The organism is Glycomyces rhizosphaerae, assembly GCF_042647865.1.
In the GTDB taxonomy this organism is placed as follows: Bacteria; Actinomycetota; Actinomycetes; order Mycobacteriales; family Micromonosporaceae; genus Glycomyces; species Glycomyces rhizosphaerae.
The window spans coordinates 61,501-83,156 of record NZ_JBHRWO010000021.1 but is presented as its reverse complement, the minus strand read 5'-3'; the positions used below and the strand labels follow the sequence as shown (position 1 = coordinate 83,156).

19 protein-coding genes and 1 pseudogene are annotated in these 21,656 nt (G+C 68.5%); 10 read left to right on the top strand and 10 right to left on the bottom strand.

The genetic code is table 11. The features are described 5' to 3' along the window. The first annotated feature begins 23 nt into the window (after window positions 1-23). Window positions 24-641, top strand: a complete 618-nt coding sequence (locus ACFO8M_RS20695) for a pyridoxamine 5'-phosphate oxidase family protein (protein ID WP_387979088.1) — start codon at window positions 24-26, stop codon at window positions 639-641. Window positions 642-844: 203 nt separating this feature from the next. On the opposite strand, the gene ACFO8M_RS20690 is transcribed toward ACFO8M_RS20695, so the two are convergent. The 5 genes from ACFO8M_RS20690 to ACFO8M_RS20670 all read right to left on the bottom strand — a co-directional run bounded on the left by ACFO8M_RS20690 (window position 845) and on the right by ACFO8M_RS20670 (window position 5,323). Beyond that, window positions 845-1,693: a ThuA domain-containing protein gene (locus tag ACFO8M_RS20690; protein ID WP_387979086.1), complete on the bottom strand. Its 849-nt coding sequence runs from the start codon at window positions 1,691-1,693 to the stop codon at window positions 845-847. 22 nt (window positions 1,694-1,715) lie between these two features. Then, window positions 1,716-2,639 carry a M23 family metallopeptidase gene (locus tag ACFO8M_RS20685; protein WP_387979084.1) on the bottom strand — a complete coding sequence of 308 codons (924 nt, stop codon included), beginning with the start codon at window positions 2,637-2,639 and terminating at the stop codon, window positions 1,716-1,718. 120 nt (window positions 2,640-2,759) lie between these two features. Next, window positions 2,760-3,557 carry an ABC transporter permease gene (locus ACFO8M_RS20680; RefSeq protein ID WP_387979082.1) on the bottom strand — a complete coding sequence of 266 codons (798 nt, stop codon included), beginning with the start codon at window positions 3,555-3,557 and terminating at the stop codon, window positions 2,760-2,762. A gap of 9 nt (window positions 3,558-3,566) precedes the next feature. Beyond that, window positions 3,567-4,373 (bottom strand): ABC transporter permease, encoded by an 807-nt coding sequence (locus tag ACFO8M_RS20675; RefSeq protein WP_387979080.1) that lies wholly within the window; start codon window positions 4,371-4,373, stop codon window positions 3,567-3,569. Beyond that, window positions 4,370-5,323 carry an ABC transporter ATP-binding protein gene (locus ACFO8M_RS20670; protein ID WP_387979078.1) on the bottom strand — a complete coding sequence of 318 codons (954 nt, stop codon included), beginning with the start codon at window positions 5,321-5,323 and terminating at the stop codon, window positions 4,370-4,372. Before ACFO8M_RS20670 ends, ACFO8M_RS20675 begins: the two co-directional genes overlap by 4 nt. Window positions 5,324-5,496: 173 nt before the next feature. On the opposite strand from ACFO8M_RS20670, the gene ACFO8M_RS20665 reads away from it, so the two are divergent. Beyond that, on the top strand, window positions 5,497-6,552 hold the full coding sequence (locus tag ACFO8M_RS20665) for a fatty acid desaturase family protein (protein WP_387979076.1): 1,056 nt from the start codon (window positions 5,497-5,499) through the stop codon (window positions 6,550-6,552). A 53-nt stretch (window positions 6,553-6,605) separates the two neighbouring features. On the opposite strand, the gene ACFO8M_RS20660 is transcribed toward ACFO8M_RS20665, so the two are convergent. After that, window positions 6,606-7,361 carry a hypothetical protein gene (locus tag ACFO8M_RS20660; protein ID WP_387979074.1) on the bottom strand — a complete coding sequence of 252 codons (756 nt, stop codon included), beginning with the start codon at window positions 7,359-7,361 and terminating at the stop codon, window positions 6,606-6,608. Window positions 7,362-7,916: 555 nt separating this feature from the next. On the opposite strand from ACFO8M_RS20660, the gene ACFO8M_RS20655 reads away from it, so the two are divergent. The 3 genes and pseudogenes from ACFO8M_RS20655 to ACFO8M_RS20645 form a co-directional block, all read left to right on the top strand. Continuing rightward, on the top strand, window positions 7,917-9,722 hold the full coding sequence (locus ACFO8M_RS20655) for an HNH endonuclease signature motif containing protein (protein ID WP_387979072.1): 1,806 nt from the start codon (window positions 7,917-7,919) through the stop codon (window positions 9,720-9,722). Window positions 9,723-10,063: 341 nt separating this feature from the next. Next, window positions 10,064-10,591, top strand: coding sequence for an SMI1/KNR4 family protein (locus ACFO8M_RS20650; protein ID WP_387979070.1), 528 nt, complete (start codon window positions 10,064-10,066; stop codon window positions 10,589-10,591). Window positions 10,592-10,690: 99 nt separating this feature from the next. Continuing rightward, window positions 10,691-10,861 (top strand): annotated as a pseudogene (locus ACFO8M_RS20645) (IS5/IS1182 family transposase); the annotation flags it as partial. A gap of 19 nt (window positions 10,862-10,880) precedes the next feature. On the opposite strand, the gene ACFO8M_RS20640 reads toward ACFO8M_RS20645, so the two are convergent. Further along, window positions 10,881-11,834, bottom strand: a complete 954-nt coding sequence (locus ACFO8M_RS20640; protein ID WP_387979068.1) for a phosphotransferase enzyme family protein — start codon at window positions 11,832-11,834, stop codon at window positions 10,881-10,883. A gap of 138 nt (window positions 11,835-11,972) precedes the next feature. Further along, entirely contained in the window at window positions 11,973-12,446 is a 474-nt protein-coding gene (locus tag ACFO8M_RS20635) for a GNAT family N-acetyltransferase (protein WP_387979066.1), read from the bottom strand. Between the two features lie 134 nt (window positions 12,447-12,580). On the opposite strand from ACFO8M_RS20635, the gene ACFO8M_RS20630 reads away from it, so the two are divergent. After that, window positions 12,581-13,102 (top strand): NUDIX domain-containing protein, encoded by a 522-nt coding sequence (locus ACFO8M_RS20630; protein ID WP_387979064.1) that lies wholly within the window; start codon window positions 12,581-12,583, stop codon window positions 13,100-13,102. A gap of 34 nt (window positions 13,103-13,136) precedes the next feature. Here the strand turns inward: ACFO8M_RS20630 and ACFO8M_RS20625 are convergent, their stop codons facing one another. Next, entirely contained in the window at window positions 13,137-14,105 is a 969-nt protein-coding gene (locus ACFO8M_RS20625) for a S41 family peptidase (RefSeq protein ID WP_387979062.1), read from the bottom strand. Between the two features lie 87 nt (window positions 14,106-14,192). Here ACFO8M_RS20625 and ACFO8M_RS20620 point away from each other — a divergent pair, with 87 nt between their 5' ends. After that, window positions 14,193-14,690: a helix-turn-helix domain-containing protein gene (locus ACFO8M_RS20620; RefSeq protein WP_387979060.1), complete on the top strand. Its 498-nt coding sequence runs from the start codon at window positions 14,193-14,195 to the stop codon at window positions 14,688-14,690. A 126-nt stretch (window positions 14,691-14,816) separates the two neighbouring features. Further along, entirely contained in the window at window positions 14,817-15,224 is a 408-nt protein-coding gene (locus ACFO8M_RS20615) for a hypothetical protein (RefSeq protein ID WP_387979058.1), read from the top strand. A gap of 73 nt (window positions 15,225-15,297) precedes the next feature. On the opposite strand, the gene dnaG is transcribed toward ACFO8M_RS20615, so the two are convergent. After that, window positions 15,298-17,160, bottom strand: a complete 1,863-nt coding sequence (gene dnaG, locus ACFO8M_RS20610; protein ID WP_387979057.1) for a DNA primase — start codon at window positions 17,158-17,160, stop codon at window positions 15,298-15,300. Between the two features lie 488 nt (window positions 17,161-17,648). On the opposite strand from dnaG, the gene ACFO8M_RS20605 reads away from it, so the two are divergent. Next, on the top strand, window positions 17,649-20,243 hold the full coding sequence (locus ACFO8M_RS20605; protein ID WP_387979055.1) for a hypothetical protein: 2,595 nt from the start codon (window positions 17,649-17,651) through the stop codon (window positions 20,241-20,243). 107 nt (window positions 20,244-20,350) lie between these two features. Then, window positions 20,351-21,634, top strand: coding sequence for a hemolysin family protein (locus ACFO8M_RS20600; RefSeq protein WP_387979053.1), 1,284 nt, complete (start codon window positions 20,351-20,353; stop codon window positions 21,632-21,634). The last annotated feature ends 22 nt before the right edge of the window (window positions 21,635-21,656 follow it).

Below are 21,656 nucleotides of genomic sequence, written 5' to 3'. Positions count from 1 at the left end.
AATAGCGATCGGAGCCGCCCCCGATGTCCGCCCTCGAATGCCCCTACAGCGGCCAGTTCACCCAGACCGAGCGCACCACCCCCAAGCGCTCCCGCGAGCGGGTCACCTACGAACGCGAGGCCGCGTACGGGGTGCTCGACGAGGCGCTGTTCTGCGACGTCGCCTTCGTCGGTCCCGACGGCGCACCGCGCGTGCTCCCCACCTTCCATGTGCGCGTTGGCGACACGCTGTTCCTCCACGGCTCGACCGGGTCGAGCATGGGCCTGGGTGGGCGCGAGGAGTTCCCGGTGAGCGTCACCGCGACGATCGTCGACGGCCTGGTGTACTCCAAGTCCTGGTTCCACCACTCGATGAACTACCGCAGCGTCGTCGTGCACGCGAACGCGCGGCTCATCACCGACGCGGACGAGCGCTGGTCGGTGTTCAAGGCCCTCATCAACCGGATGGCCGAAGGCCGCTCGGACCGCTCGCGGGCGGCCAGCGACAAGGAGAACGCGATGTCCGCGCTCCTGGCGATCCCGCTCGAAGAGGTCTCCATCAAACAGCGTTCGGGCCCGCCCGTCGAAGAGCCCGAGGACGAGGACCTGCCGTACGACAACGGCGTCGCCGAGGTGACCACGGTCGTGGCGGGGCGGTTGTAAATGGTGGCGAGACGCCTTTAGACTGCGATCCGCGCGGTGCCGGACCGGGATCGACCTTCAAGCGAAATGACCGCTCGGAGTGTGGGTCGTGGGAACTTCCCTCTTCGATGTCGGTCCGGCGCCGTCTGGCGCGGGAGGTGCACCGCGCGGATCGCTTGAGGACCGGGCGGGCCGCAGTTCGAGACGGCCCGCCCGGTCGACGTTCACGCGACGGCGTGCTCTTTCGCGGACTCGGCTTTGTCCAAGCGCCACACGGCGATCGAGCCGCCGCCGGCGACCGCGACCACGAACAGCACGAACGTCAGGGTGTACGGCCAGGCCGGGGCGGCGTCGTCCGAGTTCTGGACCAGCGCGCCCTCTTCGCCCGCGCCCCACCAGACGGCCTGGCGGATCAGCTGCAGGAAGTCCCGGTCGCCCCAGGTGTTCCCGTCGCCGCCCGGAGCGGCGTAGAAGACGCGGAGCGAAGCGTGGTTCCAGACCACCGGCGCGCCCGTGCCGAGCTGCGCCAGGACCGTCGCCTTCGGTTGCGCCGGTTCGGGATCGAAGGTGTACCAGCGCTCGGTGACCTTGAGTTCCTCGTCCAGGCCCTCGGTGATCCGCGAGCCGGAGTTGAAGCTGATCGCCTCTTCGGTCGCCGGATCGGACGGCGGCCCGACGGCGGTCGTTCCGAGCACGTCCCGGTACCAGGCCCAGTCCGGTTCGGTGGTCACCGCGGAGTTGGTGGCGATGAGGCCGCCGCCGCCCTCCACGAACTCCTGGACCGCGGCCTGCTGCGGCTCGTCGAGCAGCTCTTCACCGGTGTTGAGGAACATGACCACGTCGATCTCCTCGAGGTCGGCCAGGTCCTCGGCCGTGCCCTCGATGAGCGTGAAGTTCCAGCGTCGCGCCTCCATCTCGAGGCGTTCCACCGCGTAGTCGGCCACGTCCTGCGCCGCGTTCCCGGTCGTGATGACCAGGACCTGCGGCCCTCCGGCGGCGAAGGCCGCCGAAGGGCCGAAGGCGGGCGCGCAGGCCAGCGCGACGATCGTGCACAGTCGCAGCAGGGTTCTCACGCGCCCAGCCTAGCGTTCTCGGTCAGCCGCAATGGCTCCAGCCGCTCGTCCAGGTCGTCGACCCGACCGACCCGCCCCACTTGACGCAGGTGTTCGGCGCGGACTTCTTCACGGGCCCCGCGTAGTAGGCGAAGCTGCCCGAGTCCGTGCCGACGGTGCCGCCTTCGGCCTGGAGGGTCGCGGAGACGGCGCTGGGGGTGCCGACGCTCGTGTACTTCAGGGTGACCACGCAGTTGTAGCCGTTGGAGTTGTTGTACATGAGGTAGATCCGGCCGACGGTGCCGAGCGCGTGGGTGTCGATCTGGCTGTAGCCGGAGCCGCAGACCTCGCCGGGCGTGTACGGGTTCCCGCCGCCGCAGCCGTTGGAGGAGGTGATGGCCTTCTTGGTGCCCAAGGGGACCTGGATGCCCTCGACGACGGGGGTGACGACGGAGCCGGAGGAGTTGCGCTGTTCGTAGTGGAGGTGCGGCGCGTTGGAGCCGCCGGTGGAGCCGACGGTGCCGATGATGGTGCCCTGGGAGACGGACTTGGAGGTGCCGACGGCGCCGATCATGGTCGCGAGGTGCGCGTAGCGGGTGCGGGTGCCGTCGGAGTGGATGATCTGGACCCACTTGCCGTAGCTGGTGCTGCCTTCGCTGTAGAAGTAGGCGGTGCCGCCGGCGGTGGCGCGCACGTTCTCGCCGTTGATGTCGTCGCCGCCGTAGTCCTGCCAGTCGATGGTGTTCGACGGGTTGTGGCCGCCGGTCCAGTTGTTGGCGTAGAAGGTCTTGTTGCAGTTGAACGGGCTCTTGTGGCTGACCGCCTGGATGCTGACCTCGTCGGCGTTCGACATGAGGGCCGGGGCGAAGGCCGCGGCGGCCGCGGCGAAGAGCGCGGTGATGAGGAGGGCGATGCGCCGGTGCCGCGATCGCGGGTGGGGGCTTTGGGGGTAAAAGCGCTGTCTCATAACAGAACGGTATCGAAGAAAATCTTCGTTGTGAAGGTCACACTTGAAGAATTTTTTCTTACAGAACGAGGTCGGCCGCGCTTCCGGCGATGGAAGCGCGGCCTGCTGCTTGACCTAGTTCTATTTGTACAAGGCCTTCGCCAACCGCTTCTGCGCGATCCACATCCCCGTCACGCACAGCGCCATGAGATAGGCGACGTGGACGAACATCATCGGGCCCGGCTGCCCGAGGCTGAGGCCGCGCACCAGCTCGATGCCGTGGTAGAGCGGCATGACGTAGACGATCGGCTGCGCGAACGCCGGGTAGGCCTCCACGGGCGTGAAGGTGCCGCCGAACAGGAACATGGCGAACACGACCGCGTTCATCCAGTCGAAGTCGGGCCAGTCGCGGAACATCGTCGCCAGGGTCAGGCCGATCCCGGCGAAGGCCAGCGCGATGAACACGCACGCGGGGATCGCCAGGAGCGACCACCACGAGTCGAGGAGGCCGAAGAGCCCCATGACGACCACGAACGCGCCGATGTACGTGCCGCCGCGGATGAGCGCCCACCACACCTCGCCGAGCGCGACGTCCCAGGGACGCAAGGGGGTCGCGAGGATGCCGTCGTAGACCTTCATCCACTTGAACTTCGCGAACACGTTGATGGAGGTCTCCGCGAGCACGCCCATCATCGCGGCGTTCGCGAGGATCGCGGGGGCGACATAGGCGGTGTAGGAGACCGTGGTGCCGTCAGGGAGCGTGATGTCGCCGACGAGCGCACCCACCCCGAACCCGAAGGCGAACAGGAAGAGCAGCGACTCGACGGCGCCGGAGATCACGAGGATCCAGGCGCGGCGCATGGCCACCCAGTTGCGGTTGAGCAGGGCGCCCGAGGACTTCAGGGAGGCGCGGGCGGCGCCGTAGGCGATGACCGACATGCTGGGCTCCTAGAAGTTCAGGCGGCGCTGGACGGCGTGGCGGGCGGCGAACCAGCCCGCGACGGCCAGCACCGCGAGGTAGGCGATGTGGGCGGCCGGCGGCAGCGCGGGCGCCACGTTCGCGGTCGCGGCCCGGGCGAGCTCGGTGCCGTGCCACAGCGGCGAGACCCAGATGAGCGGCTGCAGGAACCCGGGCATCTCGCTCGCAGGGAAGAACACCCCGGAGAACAGCGAGATCGGCATGACCGCGAACCGGAAGATCATGTTGAGGTTCGCGTCGTTCTTGATGCTGGAGGCCCAGAAGTGCAGCCAGGGCGCGAGCGCGGCCGAGGTGAGCGCGGCGGCGATCACCGCGAACGCCGCCCACCAGGAGGCGTAGACCCCGAAGAACCCGAGGACGATCGCCACGACCGTGCAGTTCGTGAAGGGCCGGAAGACCACCGCGTAGCCGAGGTGGCCGTTGAGGATGTCGACCGGGCGCAGCGGGGTGGCGCGCTGGGCGAGGTAGTGGCCGCCCCAGTCCTGGTAGCCGCCGAACACGGGGAAGACCATGTCGTTGCCGAGCATCATGACCGCGACCGAGCAGATGAGGCCGGGGGCGATGAACTCGGCGTAGTCGAGGCCGCCGAGGGAGGCAGGGTCGATATAGGCGCCGACGCCGATGCCGATCGAGACCATGTAGAGGATCGGCAGGAGCACGGAGGTGAAGACGGTGCCGTGCCAGACGTGCCGGAAGAGGGCGAGCTGGAGGTTGAAAGCCCTCCAGGCCGCTTTGGCCGGGGTCGGCGCGGAGCGGTCGACGAGTACTGCGGTCACGCTTCGTCCTCCACGAGGGCGCGGCCGGTGAGGCGCAGGAAGACGTCTTCGAGGCTGGCCCGGCGGGCCAGGGTCGAGGTCGGGTGGATCTCGCGGGCCTCGAGCGCGGCGTTCGTGTCGTCCGCGTCGTCGGTGTAGACGAGGATCTTGTCGGGCAGGGCCTCGATCTGCGCGCCGATCCCGTTCAGGGTCAAGGCGAGTTCGGCCAGCTCGCTGGTGTGGGCGGTGCCGAAGCGCAGCTCCACGACCTCCTTGGTGACGTGCGTGTCGATGAGCTCGCGCGGGGAACCGGAGGCGATGATGCGGCCCTCGTCCATCACGACGAGGCGGTCGCACAGCTGCTCGGCCTCGTCCATGTAGTGGGTGGTGAGCAGGATCGAGACGCCGCGGTGCTTGAGCTGGAACAGCCGCTCCCACACCAGGTGCCTCGCCTGCGGGTCGAGGCCCGTGGTGGGCTCGTCGAGGATCACCAGCTCGGGCTCGTTGATGAGCGAGCGGGCGATGGCGAGGCGGCGCTGCATGCCGCCGGACAGCTCGTTGACCTGGTCCTTCGCGCGGGACGAGAGCTGCACGAACTCGAGGAGCTCGGCGGCCTTCGCCTTCGCGACCTTCTTCTTGATGCCGAAGTAGCCGGCGTAGACCACGAGGTTCTCGAAGACGGTGAGCATCCCGTCCAGGGTGTTGTCCTGGGGGACGACGCCCAGGCGCGCCCGGATCTCGGCCCCCTGGGTGAGCGGGTCGCGGCCGAAGACCTCGAGGGTGCCGCCGGTGGGCTGCGAGACGCAGCCGATCATCCTCATGGTGGTGGACTTTCCCGCCCCGTTCGCACCGAGGAAGCCGAACGCCTCGCCACGGCGGATCTCGAAGTCGACGCCCCGCACCGCCTCGTGCTCGCCGTAGCTTTTCCGCAGGTCCCCGGCGCGCACCAGGATCTCGTTGTCATCAGGCATGTCGCAACCCTAAGCCGGGGCTCCGACATGAGTCCACCTCTTTTCGAAGGAATTCCTTCATAAATAGGTAGGGCAAGCACTACCCCAAGAGACGGGTCAGCAGTAGTTACAAATCACGCTTGACACGGGAGGCTTGAGTAGTCGAACACTTCCCGACAGATCGGACGCTCTCCATGACGCTCATCGCCGAAAAGGCATCGCCCGCTGAAGCGCGGCCAAGAGTCGGCAGCGACTTCGCCGAACTCGGCCGACGGATCAACCAGGCGGGGCTCATGAACCGCCGCCCCGCGTACTACGTGATCCGCTTCGCGCTCATGGCGATCGTCTTCGTCGGCGGCTGGACCGCCTTCGCCTTCATCGGCGAATCCTGGCTCCAGATGTTCACGGCAGTGTTCATGGCCCTGGTCAGCACCCAGGTCGCGTTCCTCGGCCACGACCTCGCGCACCGCCAGGTCATCCGCAGCCGCTCCACCTCCGAGCGCCTCGGCTGGTTCACCGGCAACCTCGCCAACGGCATGGGCTACGGCTGGTGGAACGACAAGCACAACCGCCACCACGCCAACCCCAACCACGAGGAACTCGACCCCGACGTCTCGCCGGGCCTGTTCGTCTGGTCGAAGCGCCAGGCGGGCTTCGCGCAGGGCATCACCACCTGGTTCGGCAAGTACCAGGCGGAACTGTTCTTCCCGATCCTTCTCCTCGAAGGCCTCAACCTCAACTGGTCGGGCATCAAGTCCGTCCTGAAGCCCGGCCTGAAGAACCGCGGCTGGGAGGCAACCTTCCTGGCCGTCCACTGGGTGGCCTACATCAGCGCCCTCTTCATCGTGCTCACCCCCGGCCAGGCCATCGTGTTCCTCCTCGTGCACAAGGCCGTCTGGGGCCTCTACATGGGCTCCGTCTTCGCGCCCAACCACAAGGGCATGCCCACCTTCGTCGGCGAGACCGAACTCGACTTCCTCCGCAAGCAGGTGCTCACCTCGCGCAACGTCAAGGGCGGCTGGTTCACCAACTTCGCCCTCGGCGGCCTCAACTACCAGATCGAGCACCACCTCTTCCCGGCCATGCCCTCGGTCAACCTGGCCAAGGCGCAGCCCATCGTCGAAGAGTTCTGCAGGGAAAAGGACATCCCCTACCACGCGACCGGCCTGATCCAGTCCTGGCGGGAAGCCCTCACCGAACTCCACGCCCACGGCGAACCCCTCCGGAATCCGGTACCCGCAAAGGTCTAGGGACCACAAGCACGAAGCAGCCGCCCGCGGATCCCGCGGGCGGCTGTTCGCGTTCAGCTTGCCGAGACGAAGAAGCGCTCGCCCCCGGTCCAGTAGTCCTCGACCGAGATCGCGGCGTTCTCCACGCCCGCGGTCGGCACGGCGAGGCAGAAGTCCCCGGCCGCCGTCCCGCCCGCGAACACCTCGGGAGCGACCGACAGGTGATCGGGGATGAACCCGCAGCCCTCGGTGTACACGGTGTTCTCGATGTAGACCCCGAACAACAGGTCGGCCCAGGCGGTGCTGGAGGCTTCGCCCTGGTACGTCGCATCGACATGGAACATGAAGAACTGGAACCCCTCGGACGGGGCCACGTTGAACTCGTCCGCGGCCATGACCTCCGCAGTGGCGTCGAGAACGACATCGCTGATGGCCACGGTCCAGTTGCCCGTGGTGATCTCGGTTCCGGCCGGCAGCGGAGCGGTCGGATCGGTCCCGTCGACGACCTCGTCCTTCGGCTCGTCTTCGCTCTCCTCCAACTTGGACGGCCAGTCCTCAATGATCTCCTCGGCGGACCTGCCGACCGCAACGGTGATGATGATCGCGACGATCAGGCCCAAGACGGCCAGGGCGATACCGATGATCGCGAACAGCCGGTGCGAGATGAAGATCCCGATGATGCCGAGCACGATCGCCGCGATCCCGAACAGCCCGCCCAGGAAGATCCCCGCAACCGGAATCAGGCTGAACAGCAGCGCCGCCCCACCGAACACCAGCGCGAGAATGGAGATGGTCTTGGACGGCTCCGGCGGTGCCGGCGGTATCGGCACGGAATAGCGCGGCTGTTCCGGCGGCATAGGAGGCGATGGCGAAGCAGGCGGCTGGGACATGACTCCCCCAAGTGATTCAGTAGGCAAGAATCGCCTGTCACCCGCATCACAACACGAGAATCAGAACATGTCTCAGATAGCGAATGAATCCACGTTGGGGTTCGAAGCGTTGGGGTTCGAAGTTCGAGGTTCGTTGCGGGCGGGGTTCAGGCGGCGGCGACAAAGGGGAAGGGGGCTCTCTTGGTTGTTGTTCGGTTTCGAGGTTGGTTGTGGTCGGGGTTCGGGCGGGCGGCGACAAAGGGGTGATTGGGAGGGTGGGGTGGGTTGTGCGGCCGCCAGGCAGCGCGGGGGTTGGGGCGCTGGGCGTCGGGTCGGTTGTGGGCGCTGGCCGACACGCCCGACCCCGGGGGACAGTGCCGTTGACCTGCCCAAACATCGATGATTCACCCGATTGGGCGATGACAGGACACCCTTGCCCGATCTATGCTTGATACAGCACAAACAAGCGAAAACAGCCAGATCATTCGAGAACAGCGGAAGGGAGGCGAGACCCCGATGAGCCACTGCACCACCACCCCGATCACCGCCTCGGTCGCATCGGACCGCCGCTCCCAGGCCCAAGCCATCCGCTCCACCCTCGACCATGCCGCCGAGGCGATCAACTCCCACCACGCCCAGGTGCTGGCCGCGGTGATCGAGATGAAGACCGCTGGGCTGCATCGCTCGGAGTTCGGGTTCTCCGCCCTCCGGGACCTGCTCCTGTCGCAGTTCGACTTCACGTTCAACACCGCAGGATCCATCGCCGCCATCGCCAGACTCTCCGGGAAGTTCCGTCTCCTGGCAGAGGCGGCGACGACAGGGACGGCCCGGATCGACCAGGTCGCCTTCGCGGTCCGCCAGTTGGACAAGACCCCCGCGATGCGCCTGTTCGCCCGCACCCCCTTCACGACACCGGTCCCCTCCCCCTTCGACGCTTCAGTCCAGTGCGCGACACCGGAAGCCATGGTGGCCGAGTACTGCGCCCATGCTTCGTTCAAAGACCTGCAACGCCACCTCGACGAGCTCTGGGCCTCCATCGCCGAGGAAGCCGAACTGCTGGACGAGTTGGGTGCGCAGTCCCTGCAGCGCCTCGAACTGATGCCGCAAGACAACGGCATGTGGAGCCTCTCCGCGGAACTCTCCGACACCACGGGCCGCCTGTTGGACAAGTACCTGCAGACCGCCTGCCCGCCACCCCGGCAAGAAGACCAAGACAGCGACGGTCTCCTGCCCCCGCAGGAGCACCGGCACGCTGAAGCCCTCCACCAGCTCCTCGCGGGCTACGGGTCTTCCCCGCAGGCAGCGACCCGCCACGGGCACACCGCCACCCTCGATCTCACGGTCGATATCGAGACGTTGCAGGGCAAGGACACCGGCCGCCTCCCGCTGCTGGAGGGCGACCCGATCTCGGTTCCCAGGGCGCGCCTCCTGGCTTGCGAGGGCGTGGTGATCCCCTCGGTGTTCAACTACGCCACAGGCGAAGCGGTCGAACTCGGCCGGGCACTGCGCCTGCCGAACACGGCCCTGCGCAGGAAGCTGGAGCTTGAGCAGCCAGGAGGTTGCGCCTGGTCCGGGTGTGGGCGCCCGGTCGCCTGGACCGAAGCCCACCACATCCAGCACTGGGCCGACGGCGGCCCCACGATCGCGGAGAACCTGATCCTGCTGTGCCGGTTCCACCACGGCCGCATCCACACCACCGGCTGGACCGTGACGAAGACCGGGCCCGGACAAGCCATCATCACCCACCACGACGGCCACCACACGACGAGCGCCCCCGGTGGGAACACCGGGTGCGGCTGCTCCGACTGGCGCACGGACCAGGACATGGACATTGAGCACCACGGCACCGACTGGGACGTGTTCCCGACCGGGCTGTACCGCTCTGAATGGTCCGAGGCCATGAAACCCGACCTCGATGCCCTGGCCGAGGCCATCGACCGGGACCGGGCCCTCAAAGCCATGAAGGCAGCGAGAGCGAAATGCCGAGCGAAGTTCACGACACCGAACCAAACGACACCGGCACCGACACCGACACCGACACCGACACCGACACCGACACCACCGATCACGCCGCCGATCGTCAAGGCCCCCAAGCCTTCCGAACCGATCGGAGCACCCAGGACCCCGAAGGTGATGGCTGGTCCGGCCCGGGAGGTTGACTACGGGGATCCACCGTTCTTACTCTGCCCTCAGCGGGCGACTGCTGAGGGGAAGCGCCGCAACACCAGCAGCGCAGCCCGACACCCGGAAGGGTTCGGGCCCCTCAGCATGCCCAGGGAAGAAAGCAGCCCTGGCAAGACCCGGAACAGGCACCGCCTATAGCCGAAGAGCGAGCCCAGCCCGCCACTCAGCCCTTTGTCGCTGCCCGCCTGAACCAGAACCCAATCCGGCCCCGCAGGCCGAAGAACTCGCCCGGGTTGACACCACCTCGTCGTCGCTGACTGCCTTGACCGCAAGCCCCGAGAGATCGAAGCCGAAGACCAGGCCCGGGACGCAACCACCCCGTTGTCGCTGCCATCTTGAACCCAGGCCCAGCCCCACCCGGGGCCGAAGAACTCGCCAGGGTAGAGGCCACCCCGTTGTCGCTGATTGCTTGAACCAGAACCCAATCGCTCCGCAGGTCGAAGTTCGGGCCCGGAAGGTCGCTACCTCCTCGGTATCGAGTGGGCATTGAATGCTGTCGTTCGCCGCCTTGTAAGCCAAGGCGAGTTCGAAGAAGGCGGCGTCGAGTTCATCATGAAGTCGGCATCGAGCTTGGGTACGCCGGAGCAATTCGGGAGATCGATGCGGTCGAGGCGGCGTTGGGGATCTCGCTGCCGCCGGACTTCCGGACTAGTCTGCGCATCCACAACGGAACGGAGTGCGGCGATCCGAGCACGGTGCCGCTCGATTACCTGTTCAACACGGGCGACATTCATGAGATGACGCGGGCTTGGCACGCTGAAGAGGACCAGGAGTTCGACGATCCCAGCGCCATGGCGTGCCTCATCGATGAGGGCATGATCCACGTGAAAGGGCCGGTGCGACCCACTTCGAGCCTCGCGGGCAGGGCAGTCGTCGGCACGATGAACGGCGATGTCAACTGGTTCCTCGACCTCGACCCGCCGAAGGGAAGAACACGCGCAGGCGCACCGCCCGAGTACCTGAAGTCTGTCTCGCAATTGGTTGGGGTGCAGGGCCTTAGGATGTGACGGCTTCGGAGGGGCGCTGGATCGAGCCGTTCGCGGAGCTGCGACCGAGGACCTTGGCCAATCTCGTCCGCGAGGCTCAACGCGAAGGTGCTGGAGCTCTGGATGGCCGTCCACAACGCTTCCCACCGTCCAATCCGCGTCCGCGTCGAGCATGCGTTCGCGCGGATGAAAGCGTGGAAGATCCTGCGGGACTGCCGCCTGCGCGGGGACGGAGTCGCGAATGCGATGCGCGGCATCGTGCGATTCCACAACCTCGCCTACGGCCGGTGACCCAGACCGCCACCGACCGCTAGAGCGCCTCAGCAACGCCGATCGCGAGTTCACGGTGGGACCGCGCCATGGCCGTCAGCCTCGCCCGCAGGTCCGCCATCCACTGGGGTTCGTCTTCGCCAGGGGTGTCGAGGGCGCTGTCGATGCGAACGAGCGAGCAGACCGCGTGCGCGCCGGCGAACAACCGCAGGTTCGCCAGATCGGCTTCGCCGAGGGGTCGGACACTGCGGTATCCGGCGATGAACTCCTCGGACCGCTGCCGGTGTTCTACTGCGGGGAGCCCATCCGGTCCGGTCAGGTCGCGCAGGGCATAGGCGATGTCGGCGGCGTACCAGGAGAAGGCGACCTCGTCGAAGTCGAACGCGGTCGCTCTTCCCTCGTCCCAGGCCAGGTTGTCGAGTTCGAAATCGCCGTGGACGATCCCGAATCGGGAACCGTCGCGAGGCAGACCGGCGATCCGGTCGGCCAGGCGCAAGGCGGCTTTCACGAGAGCCGGATCGTGGGGGTAGAGGTCGGTGATCTCGGACAGTTCGGGGAACGCCTCGGGCAGGTCGGCATCGATCCCGGCCATGCTCTCGTGGACGGCCGCGAGGGCGGCGCCCCAGGACCGGGCGCGGTCCTCGTCCAATTCCTCGACGTCGAGCTCCTCGCCGGGTGCGGCCTCGACCACCATGGCGTGCATCAGCCCAAGCGCTGTCGGCACCGTCGCCGTCAGGGTCCCGGCCAGTGTCGGGACCGGGCGCACCACCGCCGCGCCGCCCGCAACGAGCCGGTCCATCAGCGAGCACACCGCCGCGACCGGGCCGGCACTCCGGTTGGCGTCGGGCACGAACCGCAGGTAGCGCTTCCCCTCCGGGTCGCGCAGGACGAACACGTGTGAAGCGCTGGAGCGCCACCACTTCGCGGTTCCGGCTGGGTATCCCCATGCGGCGGCGACCTGGTCAGCGACGGGGCTCTCCCACGCAGGCGTCACGGTTCGCTTCAAACGATCGATCTCAATCAATGGCATCATCACCAGCAAGTCTCGCCACGCACGCCCCACTCGTGCAACTTGATTCCCAGCGGCCGATCCCGGCCCGCAGCATGCCCGGAGCCGATTGCGGGACAGGCTTTAGACGAGACGGAGGATGGTCTCTTCGATCTCGGCGTCCCGGCCGGAGGCATAGGACACTTCCGTGCCGATCGCTTCAAAACCCGCCTTCTGCAGGACTTTGAGCGATCCGATGTTGTCGCTGGCCGCACGGGCGCAGATGGGCCGGATCTCAAGGGTCTGGAGGAATTGCGCGAGCGCTCGGCTTGCCACTCCTTGCCCCCAGACAGAACGGTCGATCCAGTAGGTGAGCTCGGTTTCGCCGTCGATGATGAAGCTGGCGATGCTGCCGACGAGTCGGTCGTCGCGGGTGATCGCGCGCATGGTGACGTCCGGAGTGGACCGCACCTTCGCCATGTGGGCGTCGAATGCCTCCCGGTCGTTCGGATCCTTTGCGGTGAAGGCGGCCATCCGCACCGACACCGGGTCGCGCATCAGATCGAACAGGACGTCGAGATCGGCATCGTCAAGCGATCGCAGTGCCACAGCCGCCACAGTTATCTCTCCTCTGGTCATCCCCCATTGCACAGGCACCGTAACAGCGACCTCCGACACTGCCGGGCAAGGTTGCGCAGCGCCCGGTCAAAGGGCGAGAGCCGCAAACCGCTTCTGCCCCATAGGCTTGTCGAATGGATGATCAGCTGCGTTCACTGTCCAGTGTCGAGATACAGGAACGCGCCGCCGAGCCGCGGGTCAGTGCTCGTGCCGTGGTCGTGGATGAGGAGGGACGGGTACTCCTCGTCCGGCACAGCGACAACGGCCGAGCGTTCCATGTGCTGCCGGGCGGGCGCGTCGAACCCGGGGAGACGGCTGCCGAGGCGGCCTGCCGTGAGGTGCATGAAGAGACCGGCCTGCGGGTTGAGATCGGGGACCTGCTCTGGGTCCGCGAGTATCTGCCGGAGCGGCACCCCGGGCATCCCTACCACCGAACCCGGATGCAGCAGCTCCAGCTGTACTTCAGCGCGAAGCCGACCTCCGACGGAGCGTCCCCGCCGCCGGCGCCGGACCGGACGCAGACAGCGGTGGTCTGGCATCCCCTGGCCGCAATCGGCGATCTGGTCCTGCTGCCGCTCGGGCTGGCGTCGTCGCTCATCGCGCTGGACCCGGGATCGACGGCTGACGGTGCCGTGTACCTCGGCGACTTGGCCTGACTTCGATCTGAGCGATGAGCACGCCGCAACGGGGTCAGGCGGTGAGGTCGCGGAGGGCTTGGGCGGCTTCGTCGGCGAATTGGCGGCGGAGGCCTTCGGTGCCGAGGGCGAGGACGGCTTCGAGTGCTCGGCGGTTGGCCTCGGGGAGTGCTTCGGCGGCTGTGGTCGGGACGTCGGGGGTGACGCCGGTGCCTTCCCAGTTGCCGCCGGAGATCGGGCTGACCGAGCGGGCGGTGGGGATGGTGACCTCCAGGTGGGAAGCCACGCGGAAGCCTTCGCGCGGATGCGCGCCGCCCCGGGTGCGTTCGCCCATGACGACCGCGCGGCCGTTCTCCTGGAGGTCGAAGCTGAGTGCCTCGCCGCCGGAGAACGTCGTCTTGCTGGTGAGCACCCAGACGGGCTTGTCGGGGCCGAACTTGGCGCCGGGCACGTGCGAGGTCCACAGCTGCTTGAAGTCGGCGGGGTCGCGGTGCGCCATGCCGGTGAGCTGCACGGGCTCATGGCCGGTGAGATAGCTGTAGGCCAGGGCGACCATCAGCGGGTCGCCGCCGAGGCATTCGCGGAGGTCGATGATGAGGGCGTCGGTGGCGGCGAGGAGGTTCATCGCGGCGCTGATCTTGTCCCCGGCGACCACCGGAGGGAAGAGCAGCGGGGCGATCTTGAGGAGTCCGATGTTGCCGGGCAGACGTTGCGCGTGGGCTACACCGCCGCAGGTCAGGTCGCTCCATTCGGCCATCTGGCGGATCTGGGTCGCTTCGTCGTCGTGGGTGTCGCTGAGTTCGATCTCGCTGAATTTCAGCCGCAGGTGCAGGTCGGAGTTGACCGATTGCAGGTCGGCCGTGACCAGCTCGGCCAGACCGGCCTGGTCGGCGTTCGCGTACCGGCCTTCGGCCAGGCCCGCGGTCAGGACGGTGTCGAGTTGGGCGGCGACGTCGGGGAACACGTAGTGCTCGTGGAGCAGCCGGGTGACGTGGGGAATGACGGTGGTCGCGGTCGGCGGCATCGGATCCTCCATGGGGGAAGGGGGGACTGTGCACAGACAGTGAAGCACCGAATTGACAAAGTGTCCAGTTTTTTGGACACTTAATCCATGACCTCACCCGACGACGAAACGACGATCGCCACGCCGCAGCAGTACCGCGCGCTGGGACATCCCGTGCGGCACCGGCTGCTGTTCGCCCTCGGGCAGGAGGCCGCGACGTTGAGCCGGCTCGCCGCGGACCTGCGGATCAGCAAAGGCAGCGCCGCCCACCACCTGAAGATCCTGCGGGAGGCGGGCCTGGTGCACCTCGACCACACCCGGCAGGTCAGAGGCGGGACCGAGCAGTACTTCAAGCGGACCGCGAAGCGGCTGAAGTTCGACACCGGCGAGGCCACCAAGTCCGCGCTTGCGGCCGTGGCCGACGAGATCGTCACCGACGAATCCGACCCGCTGCTGCTGGTGCGCAACATCCGGCTGACCCGGCCGCAGGCCGAGCGATTGCGACGGACGTTGGAGGAGATGGTCCACGACCTGTCGGAGGACGAGAGCGGGTCGCGGCATGGGGTCATGGTCGGCCTGTACCGACCGCGCCAGTCCGGCGAGTGACCTCGGCGCACTCCCCGCCCCGTGTCAGCGGGCGTGTCAGGCCGGTGTCAGGGCGCTGCAAGTCGGGCGGCCGATAGTTGCTTCATCAACAAGGAACGCAACACCGAACCGACACTGGAGAACACGATGAACGTCAACCTCACCGCCCAGGACAAGTCCACCCTCCGCACCGCCGCCTACGGCGCCGTCACCCTCATGTCCTTTGCGGGCATCGCCGGATCGGCCCACAAGGTCGCCACCGACGGGACCCTCGCGCTCGCCTCGGCGACCGGCACGGTCGGGCATGTCCTGGCAGAGAAGGAGAAGGACTTCAAGCTCGAAGCGAAGTCCGGTGCGGCCCTTGCCGACCAGGTCCTGCCCGCGCTCACCGCATCGGTCAAGACGCTGGCGGCGCAGGACGCGGCCGAGGCCGAGAACTTCAAGGCCACGGTCCTGATCGCGGTCGAAGCCGCCACCCGCGCCCACAAAGGCGCGCCGAGCCCGACCATGGCCGCGATGGGCCGCAAGGTCAGCGAGGCCCTCGACGCCGCCTGATCGGGAGTCGAACGGAGCCGAGCCGCACCCGGGCCGACCTTGCGTCGGTCCGGGTCGGCGGCGTTGCGGGACGCTATTCGAAGGCGTTGGCGGCTTGGTCCCGCAGGGAGCGCACGTGCTGCTCCAGACCCATGAGTTGGCCGAAGAGCTTCATGTACTCGTCTTTGTCGGTGCTCGGGTTGATGCGCTGGAGGCGGCGCTTCAAGTCCGCCACTTCGGCTTCGACCACCGGGCGCTGGATGCGGGCCAGGATGGTGCGGACGTAGACCTGATCGGGTTCGCCCGCGAGGCGGAGCTCCTCGACCGCGAGTTCGCTCACCATCGCACCGGCCGCGATCTCGGTGCAGGCGTTCTGGACCGCGGCGATCCAGTTCGGGCCCGCGGCGGCCCTGGCCGCTCCCCCGGCCGTCGCGATGGCCTCGCGGACCGCCCGGTAGTTCGGGTCGGTGTACGGCGTCGCGTCGACCGCGTCGAAGTAGGGACCGGCGATCTGCGGCTGCTGCAAGGCGACCTTGAGGACCTCGCGCTGGGCCCGGAGCTGGGTCGAGTCGGTGCGGACCTCGCGCTTGGGCCCGGTGGGGGCCTCGGGCTGCTGGCCGGCGGCCGCGCCCTGGACCGCGCGGCGGAGCTCGGCCTTGTCCTTGCCGAGGCGCCCGGCGTAGACGCTGAGGTACTCCTCGACGAGGCCGCGGTCCTTGACGCGGGCGAGGAGGGGCGCGATGGCGCGCGTGGCGTGCAGGCGGCCCTCGGCGGTGTCCAAGTCGTGCTTGGCGATCGCGCGTTCGAGCGCGAACTGCACCAGGGGCGTGTGGCGTTCGATGAGCTCGCGCACCGCGACGTCGCCCGCGCTTTGGCGCAGCTCGCAGGGGTCCTGGCCGCCGGGCGTGACGGCGATGTAGGTCTGGGAGACGAAGCGCTGCTCTTCATCGAAGGCTTTGAGGGCGGCGCGCTGGCCGGCCTCGTCGCCGTCGAAGGTGAAGATGATGCGGCCGTCGGCGGACTCGGAGTCGAAGAGGAAGCGCCGCAGGATACGGATGTGCTCGGGCCCGAAGGCGGTGCCGCAGGTGGCGACGGCCATGGGGACGCCGGCGAGGTGGCAGGCCATGACGTCGGTGTAGCCCTCGACGATGACGACCCGGCCGGTCTTGGCGATCTCCTTGCGGGCCAGGTCGATCCCGTATAGGACCTGCGACTTCTTGTAGAGCGGGGTCTCCGGGGTGTTGAGGTACTTGGGGCCCTGGTCGTCGTCGAAGAGCTTGCGCGCGCCGAAGCCGATCACCGAACCGGACGAGTCCCGGATCGGCCAGACCAGGCGGCGGCGGAAGCGGTCGATGAGGTTGCCGGTGCGGGAGGGCTTGGTGAGCCCGGCCGTGTTGAGTTCTTCCGCGGTGAAGCCCTTGGCGCGCAAATGCTTCGCGAGGGCGTCCCAGGAGTCGGGGGCGTAGCCGCAGCCGAACGTGGCCGCCGCGTCGCGGTCGAAGCCGCGGGCGGTGAGGAACTGGCGGGCGGTCAGCGCTTCAGGGGAGAGGAGCTTGGCGGTGTAGAACTCGGCGGCGGCGGTGTGGGCGTCGAGGAGGCGCTGCTTGAGACCGGGCGCTCCGGAGGGGCCGCGCTGGACGCGGCCGTCGACGTCCTCGTACGTGAGCTTGAGCCCGGCCTTGGCGGCCAGGCGCTCGACCGCTTCGACGAAGGTGAGGCCGTCGAGCTCGGTGAGGAAGGTGATGGCGTCGCCGCCGACGCCGCATCCGAAGCAGTGGTAGACCCCGCGAGCAGGGGTGACGTTGAAGCTCGGCGAGCGCTCGTCGTGAAAAGGGCAGAGGCCCTTGAGATTGCCGCCACCGGCGTTGCGCAGGGTGACGCGCTCGCCGATGACATCGGCGATATCCACGCGCTCGCGCACCAGCTGGATATCCGCGTCCCGGATTCGCCCCGCCACTGTTCACCTCTTCTCGCTGCACCACCATTCTGCCCGGTCCGTACGACAACCCGCTCGCAGACGCCGCCCGGTGTGAGCCCTTGAGTAAAAGAGCGGCAGCGGAGGGGAAGGCCGGGCGCGGCCCAGATGGAGGAGCACGGCACCGGTCGGGCACGTCGGGTGATCGTTCGGCCACGTTGGACGGGTCGTGGACGTCACCTCTCGAATCTCGTTAGCGACAACCGTTGGCGCAGATCAGGTTCAGTGCAGACGTACCGCTGTACCATGGTTCCCGGCAGCACCTTTCCCGACCACGCCTCACGGATGCGCGGTCCGATCCGCTAGAGTCGCCTATCATGCCGGACCCATCGCCCGAGCAGCCGCCCTCCTGGCCTCCCACCAGTGAACCGGCGGCCACACCCACCAATCCGCCCCGAATCACCGCGCGCGGAGTGGGCCACCTGCCTTCCAAAACGCCGGACGAAGAGCCGTCGGCCGCTGACCGTTTCATGCGACCGCCGCAAGGCGGAGGCCTCTACGGCGAGCCGCCCCAGCAAGGGGGGCCGTTCGAGGACCTCGACCCCGAGACCCGCCGCAGCGAATGGGGCGCCTTCGACGATGCGACCCCGGACGTGCCGCAGCAGGCGGGACCGCAGTACGGCGAGGTGCCGTACGGGGTGAACCCGGGCGCAGCCCAGGCACCCGCGCCGCAAGGCGACTGGACCTCCCAGAACGCAGGCGCCTTCCAAGACCAAGGCGCCCAGAACCAGGGCGACGCCCCCGACTGGCCGCCGAAATCGAGCCAGGACTGGATGCACCAGCAGTCGCAGACCGGCTGGGGCCTGAGCAGCGGCAGTGCCGCGTGGGCCGGACCAGAGTCCGAACCCGCGCAGGACGTGCCCGACCCGTCGCAGCGCCCCGATGCTTCGCCTCACGGCGCACCGGCACCCGCGCCCGGCTTCGACCCGCCGACCTACGACGCACCGCGCCAGCCCGCCGCCGAGCAGCAGGGCGGCCTCGAATTCCCCGAGCTGCGCTCCGACCCGTACGAGGCAGACGTCTACGGCCACCCCCAGTACCGCGGCGACGCCGGCGGCCAGGACCTCTACCAGTCCGACCCGTATCAGGCCGATCGCCTCCAAGCCGAGGCCCAGCAGGCCCGCGAGCAGTACCAGGCGCAGCAGCAGCCCGAACCGTTCCCGCCCGTGCCGCAGCAGGGCGGCTACGGGGAGCCCGCCGGCCCTCCATACGGTCCGGGACCGGACGCCTTCGGCTCCAACGGGAACGAACAGCCGGACCCGTACGCCGCCCCGCCGTCCGCCTACGGTGACCAGGCGTTCCCCGAGTCCGCCTTCGCCGACCAGAGCTTCCAGAACCAGGGCTTCCAGGAGCAGAGCGCACCTGAGGCGCCCGAGGCCGTCCCCGCGCAGCGCATGGGCGAGGAGACCCCGGCTCCGACAGAGCCCGCGGCGAGCACGGTCCGCGTCTCGCCGCCGACCCACCGCGGCGTCCGCTACGCCATCTACGGCATCGGCGGCCTCATCACGCTCGGCCTGATCATCGGCATCGTCCTCATGCTCGGCGCCGAACCCCCGCGCGAGCCGACCGAGCCCGGTGGTGGCGACGAAGGCGGCGGAAGCGAGAGCAGCGGCGCCGACGAGGCGCTCACGCCCGAGCGCTACGGCGAACTCGCCGCGAACGCGGGCACCGCCGAATGGTTCTCCTGGCGCTACGGCGAAGCCGGCGAGAACGGCGCCGAAGAGCTCGCGGCCGTGAGCGGCGACGCGCTCGCCACCGACCCGATGCTCGACGGCAGCGCCGACCAGAGCATTCAGGGCCAGCTCGGCTACGTCACCGACGAATCCGGTTTGAGCGGGATCGACCACGTGACCGCCGTCGAGACCACCGATGACCTGATCGGCATCACGCCCCGCGCGGGCGGAAGGTTCACCGAAGAGGGCAAGCCCGAACTCGAACTCCAAGAGGGCCCGACCGCCGACTGCATCGCCGGACTCGGCACGGACCTCGGCAATCCCGTGGCGCTGGCGCGGCCCGAGCAGAGCGAAGAGGTCAACGCGCACTCGGTGATCGCGTTCTCCTCGGGGATCATCGCCACCGCGGGCATCAGCGGCGCGCAGGGCGGCACCTGCCTCCAGCTGCCGGCCGGGCAAGTCCCGACCGATGTGGCGCTCACCGACGGGAACGAGCTCGCGCTCGTGACCACATGGACGCCCGAGTCGCAGACCGGTTCGCTCGTGGTGATCGCCATGGGCGACAAGAAGGGCGAATACCAGTCGAGCTGGTCGGAGTCCTACCCCGGGCTGCCTAACACCGGGCATTTCGGAGCCGCCGAGATCCTCGGCGCCATCGAACTGCCGTTCACGGCGCCGACCTCGGTCGACGCCTGGTCGAACTCCAGTGGATCGCTCTCGGTCGAGCGCACCACCGTCGAGGACGGGGCGGGACGCGACCAGGTCGCGTCCGCCGGTTACGCGATCGTCGGCGACCTGAGCGCGAGCCAGGTCGCGGTCGTGGACCTCGCCTCGACGTTCGAAGGACTGGCCGCGAAGTACTACGACGGCACCGAGTTCGCGTTCGACGCGACCGCCGGTGAAGCGGTCGGCTTCGAAGGCGGGATCGCCGACGTGGCCGCGACCGAGGGCGCCTCAGCCGTCGCCACGGTCGACGGCACGGTGCACGAACTGGACGGCTCGCTGAAGGAGACGGCCGCGACCGAGGTCGGCGCGAACCCGACCTGCCTGGTCGTGGGCGCCCAGAGCGGCGCGTTCATCGCGACGAGCCGCGGCGAGGCCAAGATCAGCTGGGTCTCGGGCGGCAAGGTCGAGAAGGAACTCGCCGACTCGCGCATGACCGACCCGCTGTGCGCCTCGGAGACTCCGGCGCTGAACGCGAAGGGCTACGAGGGCACCGCTTCGGTCGTACTGGTCTCGGACTACGAGGGCAAGATGCTCCACTCGTACCTCGACGGCCAGGCCTCGGTCCCCGGCGGCGCCACGGTCGGCGGCGACGGCTTCTCCTACGGCGGTGCCTACGAGGTCTCGGGCAACCCGTGGAGCACCTCGGTGACCGTCGACATCCAATAGCAGACCACTGGTCCGAGGGCCGCCCGGCGATCGCCGGGCGGCCCTCGGCTCATTTGGGCCGCGCGTACGGGTTACCTTGTGCGGACCCGCTTCTGATGAAGGGAACCATGGACGGTTACGGATTGAACCTCGCGCTCGTCGGGGTGCTCGTGCTGCTGAACGCGCTCTTCGCGGGCAGCGAGATGGCGCTGGTGTCGCTGCGCGAGGGCCAGCTGCGGGAGCTGGAGCGCGCGCCGGGCAAGGGCGGGCGCACGCTCGTGCGGCTCGCACGCGACCCGAACCGGTTCCTCGCGACCATCCAGATCGGCATCACCCTCGCCGGGTTCCTGGCCTCGGCCACGGCGGCGGTGTCGCTGGCCGAGCCGATCGTGCCGCTGCTGAGCTTCCTGGGCGGCGCGGCGGACGCGGTGGCGGTCGGGCTGGTCACGGTGGTCCTCTCCTTCCTCACCTTGGTGCTCGGTGAGCTCGCCCCCAAGCGCCTCGCCATGCAGTACTCGCTGCGGTGGGCGCTCATGGCGGCCAAGCCGCTCGACTTCCTGTCGACCGCCGCGCGCCCGGCCGTGTGGGCGCTGAGCAAGTCGACGAACCTCGTCGTGCGGGTCTTCGGCGGGACGACGGAGACCGATTCGGAGCAGATGAGCGCTTCGGAACTGCGCGAGCTCGTGGCCGGGCAGCGGGCGCTGAACCCCGAGCAGCGGGAGATCATCGTCGGCGCGCTGGAGATCCACGCGCGGCGCCTGCGCGAGGTGCTGGTGCCGCGCCGCGCGGTGTTCCTCCTCAAGTCCGACATGGAGGTTCCGGAGGCGCGGGCACAGCTGGCGGCATCAGGCCATTCGCGCGCGCCGGTGACCGGCGAGACGGGCCTGGACGACGTGCTCGGCGTAGTGCACCTGCGCGACCTCCTCGACGACGACACGACCCTGACCGAGGCGATGCGCCCCGCCGTCGTGTTCCCCGAATCGCTGCGCGTCTCAGAGGGGTTGCGCCGTTTCAAGGCCGACCACGAGCAGTTCGCGGTGGTCGTGGACGAGCACGGCGGGATCGACGGCATCGTCACCATCGAGGACCTCCTGGAGGAGATCGTCGGCGAGATCTACGACGAGACCGACCGGGACGTCATGGGCGTGCAGCACCGCGCCGACGGCCAGATGACCGTGCCGGGCACGTTCCCGATCCACGACCTCGAGGACCTCGGCATCGAACTGGTCGATTCGCCCGAAGGGACCTTCACCACCGTCGCGGGCCTGCTGCTGGCCCGGCTCGGGCGGCTGCCCGAGGCCCCCGGCGACACGGTGCGCCTCTCGGGCTGGGAGTTCGAGGTCGCCGAGGTCGAGCAGCACGCGATCACGACGGTGCGGATCAGGCGGCTGCCGCGCCGGACCGAAACGTGAGTGCGGGTGCACCGCGTCACCG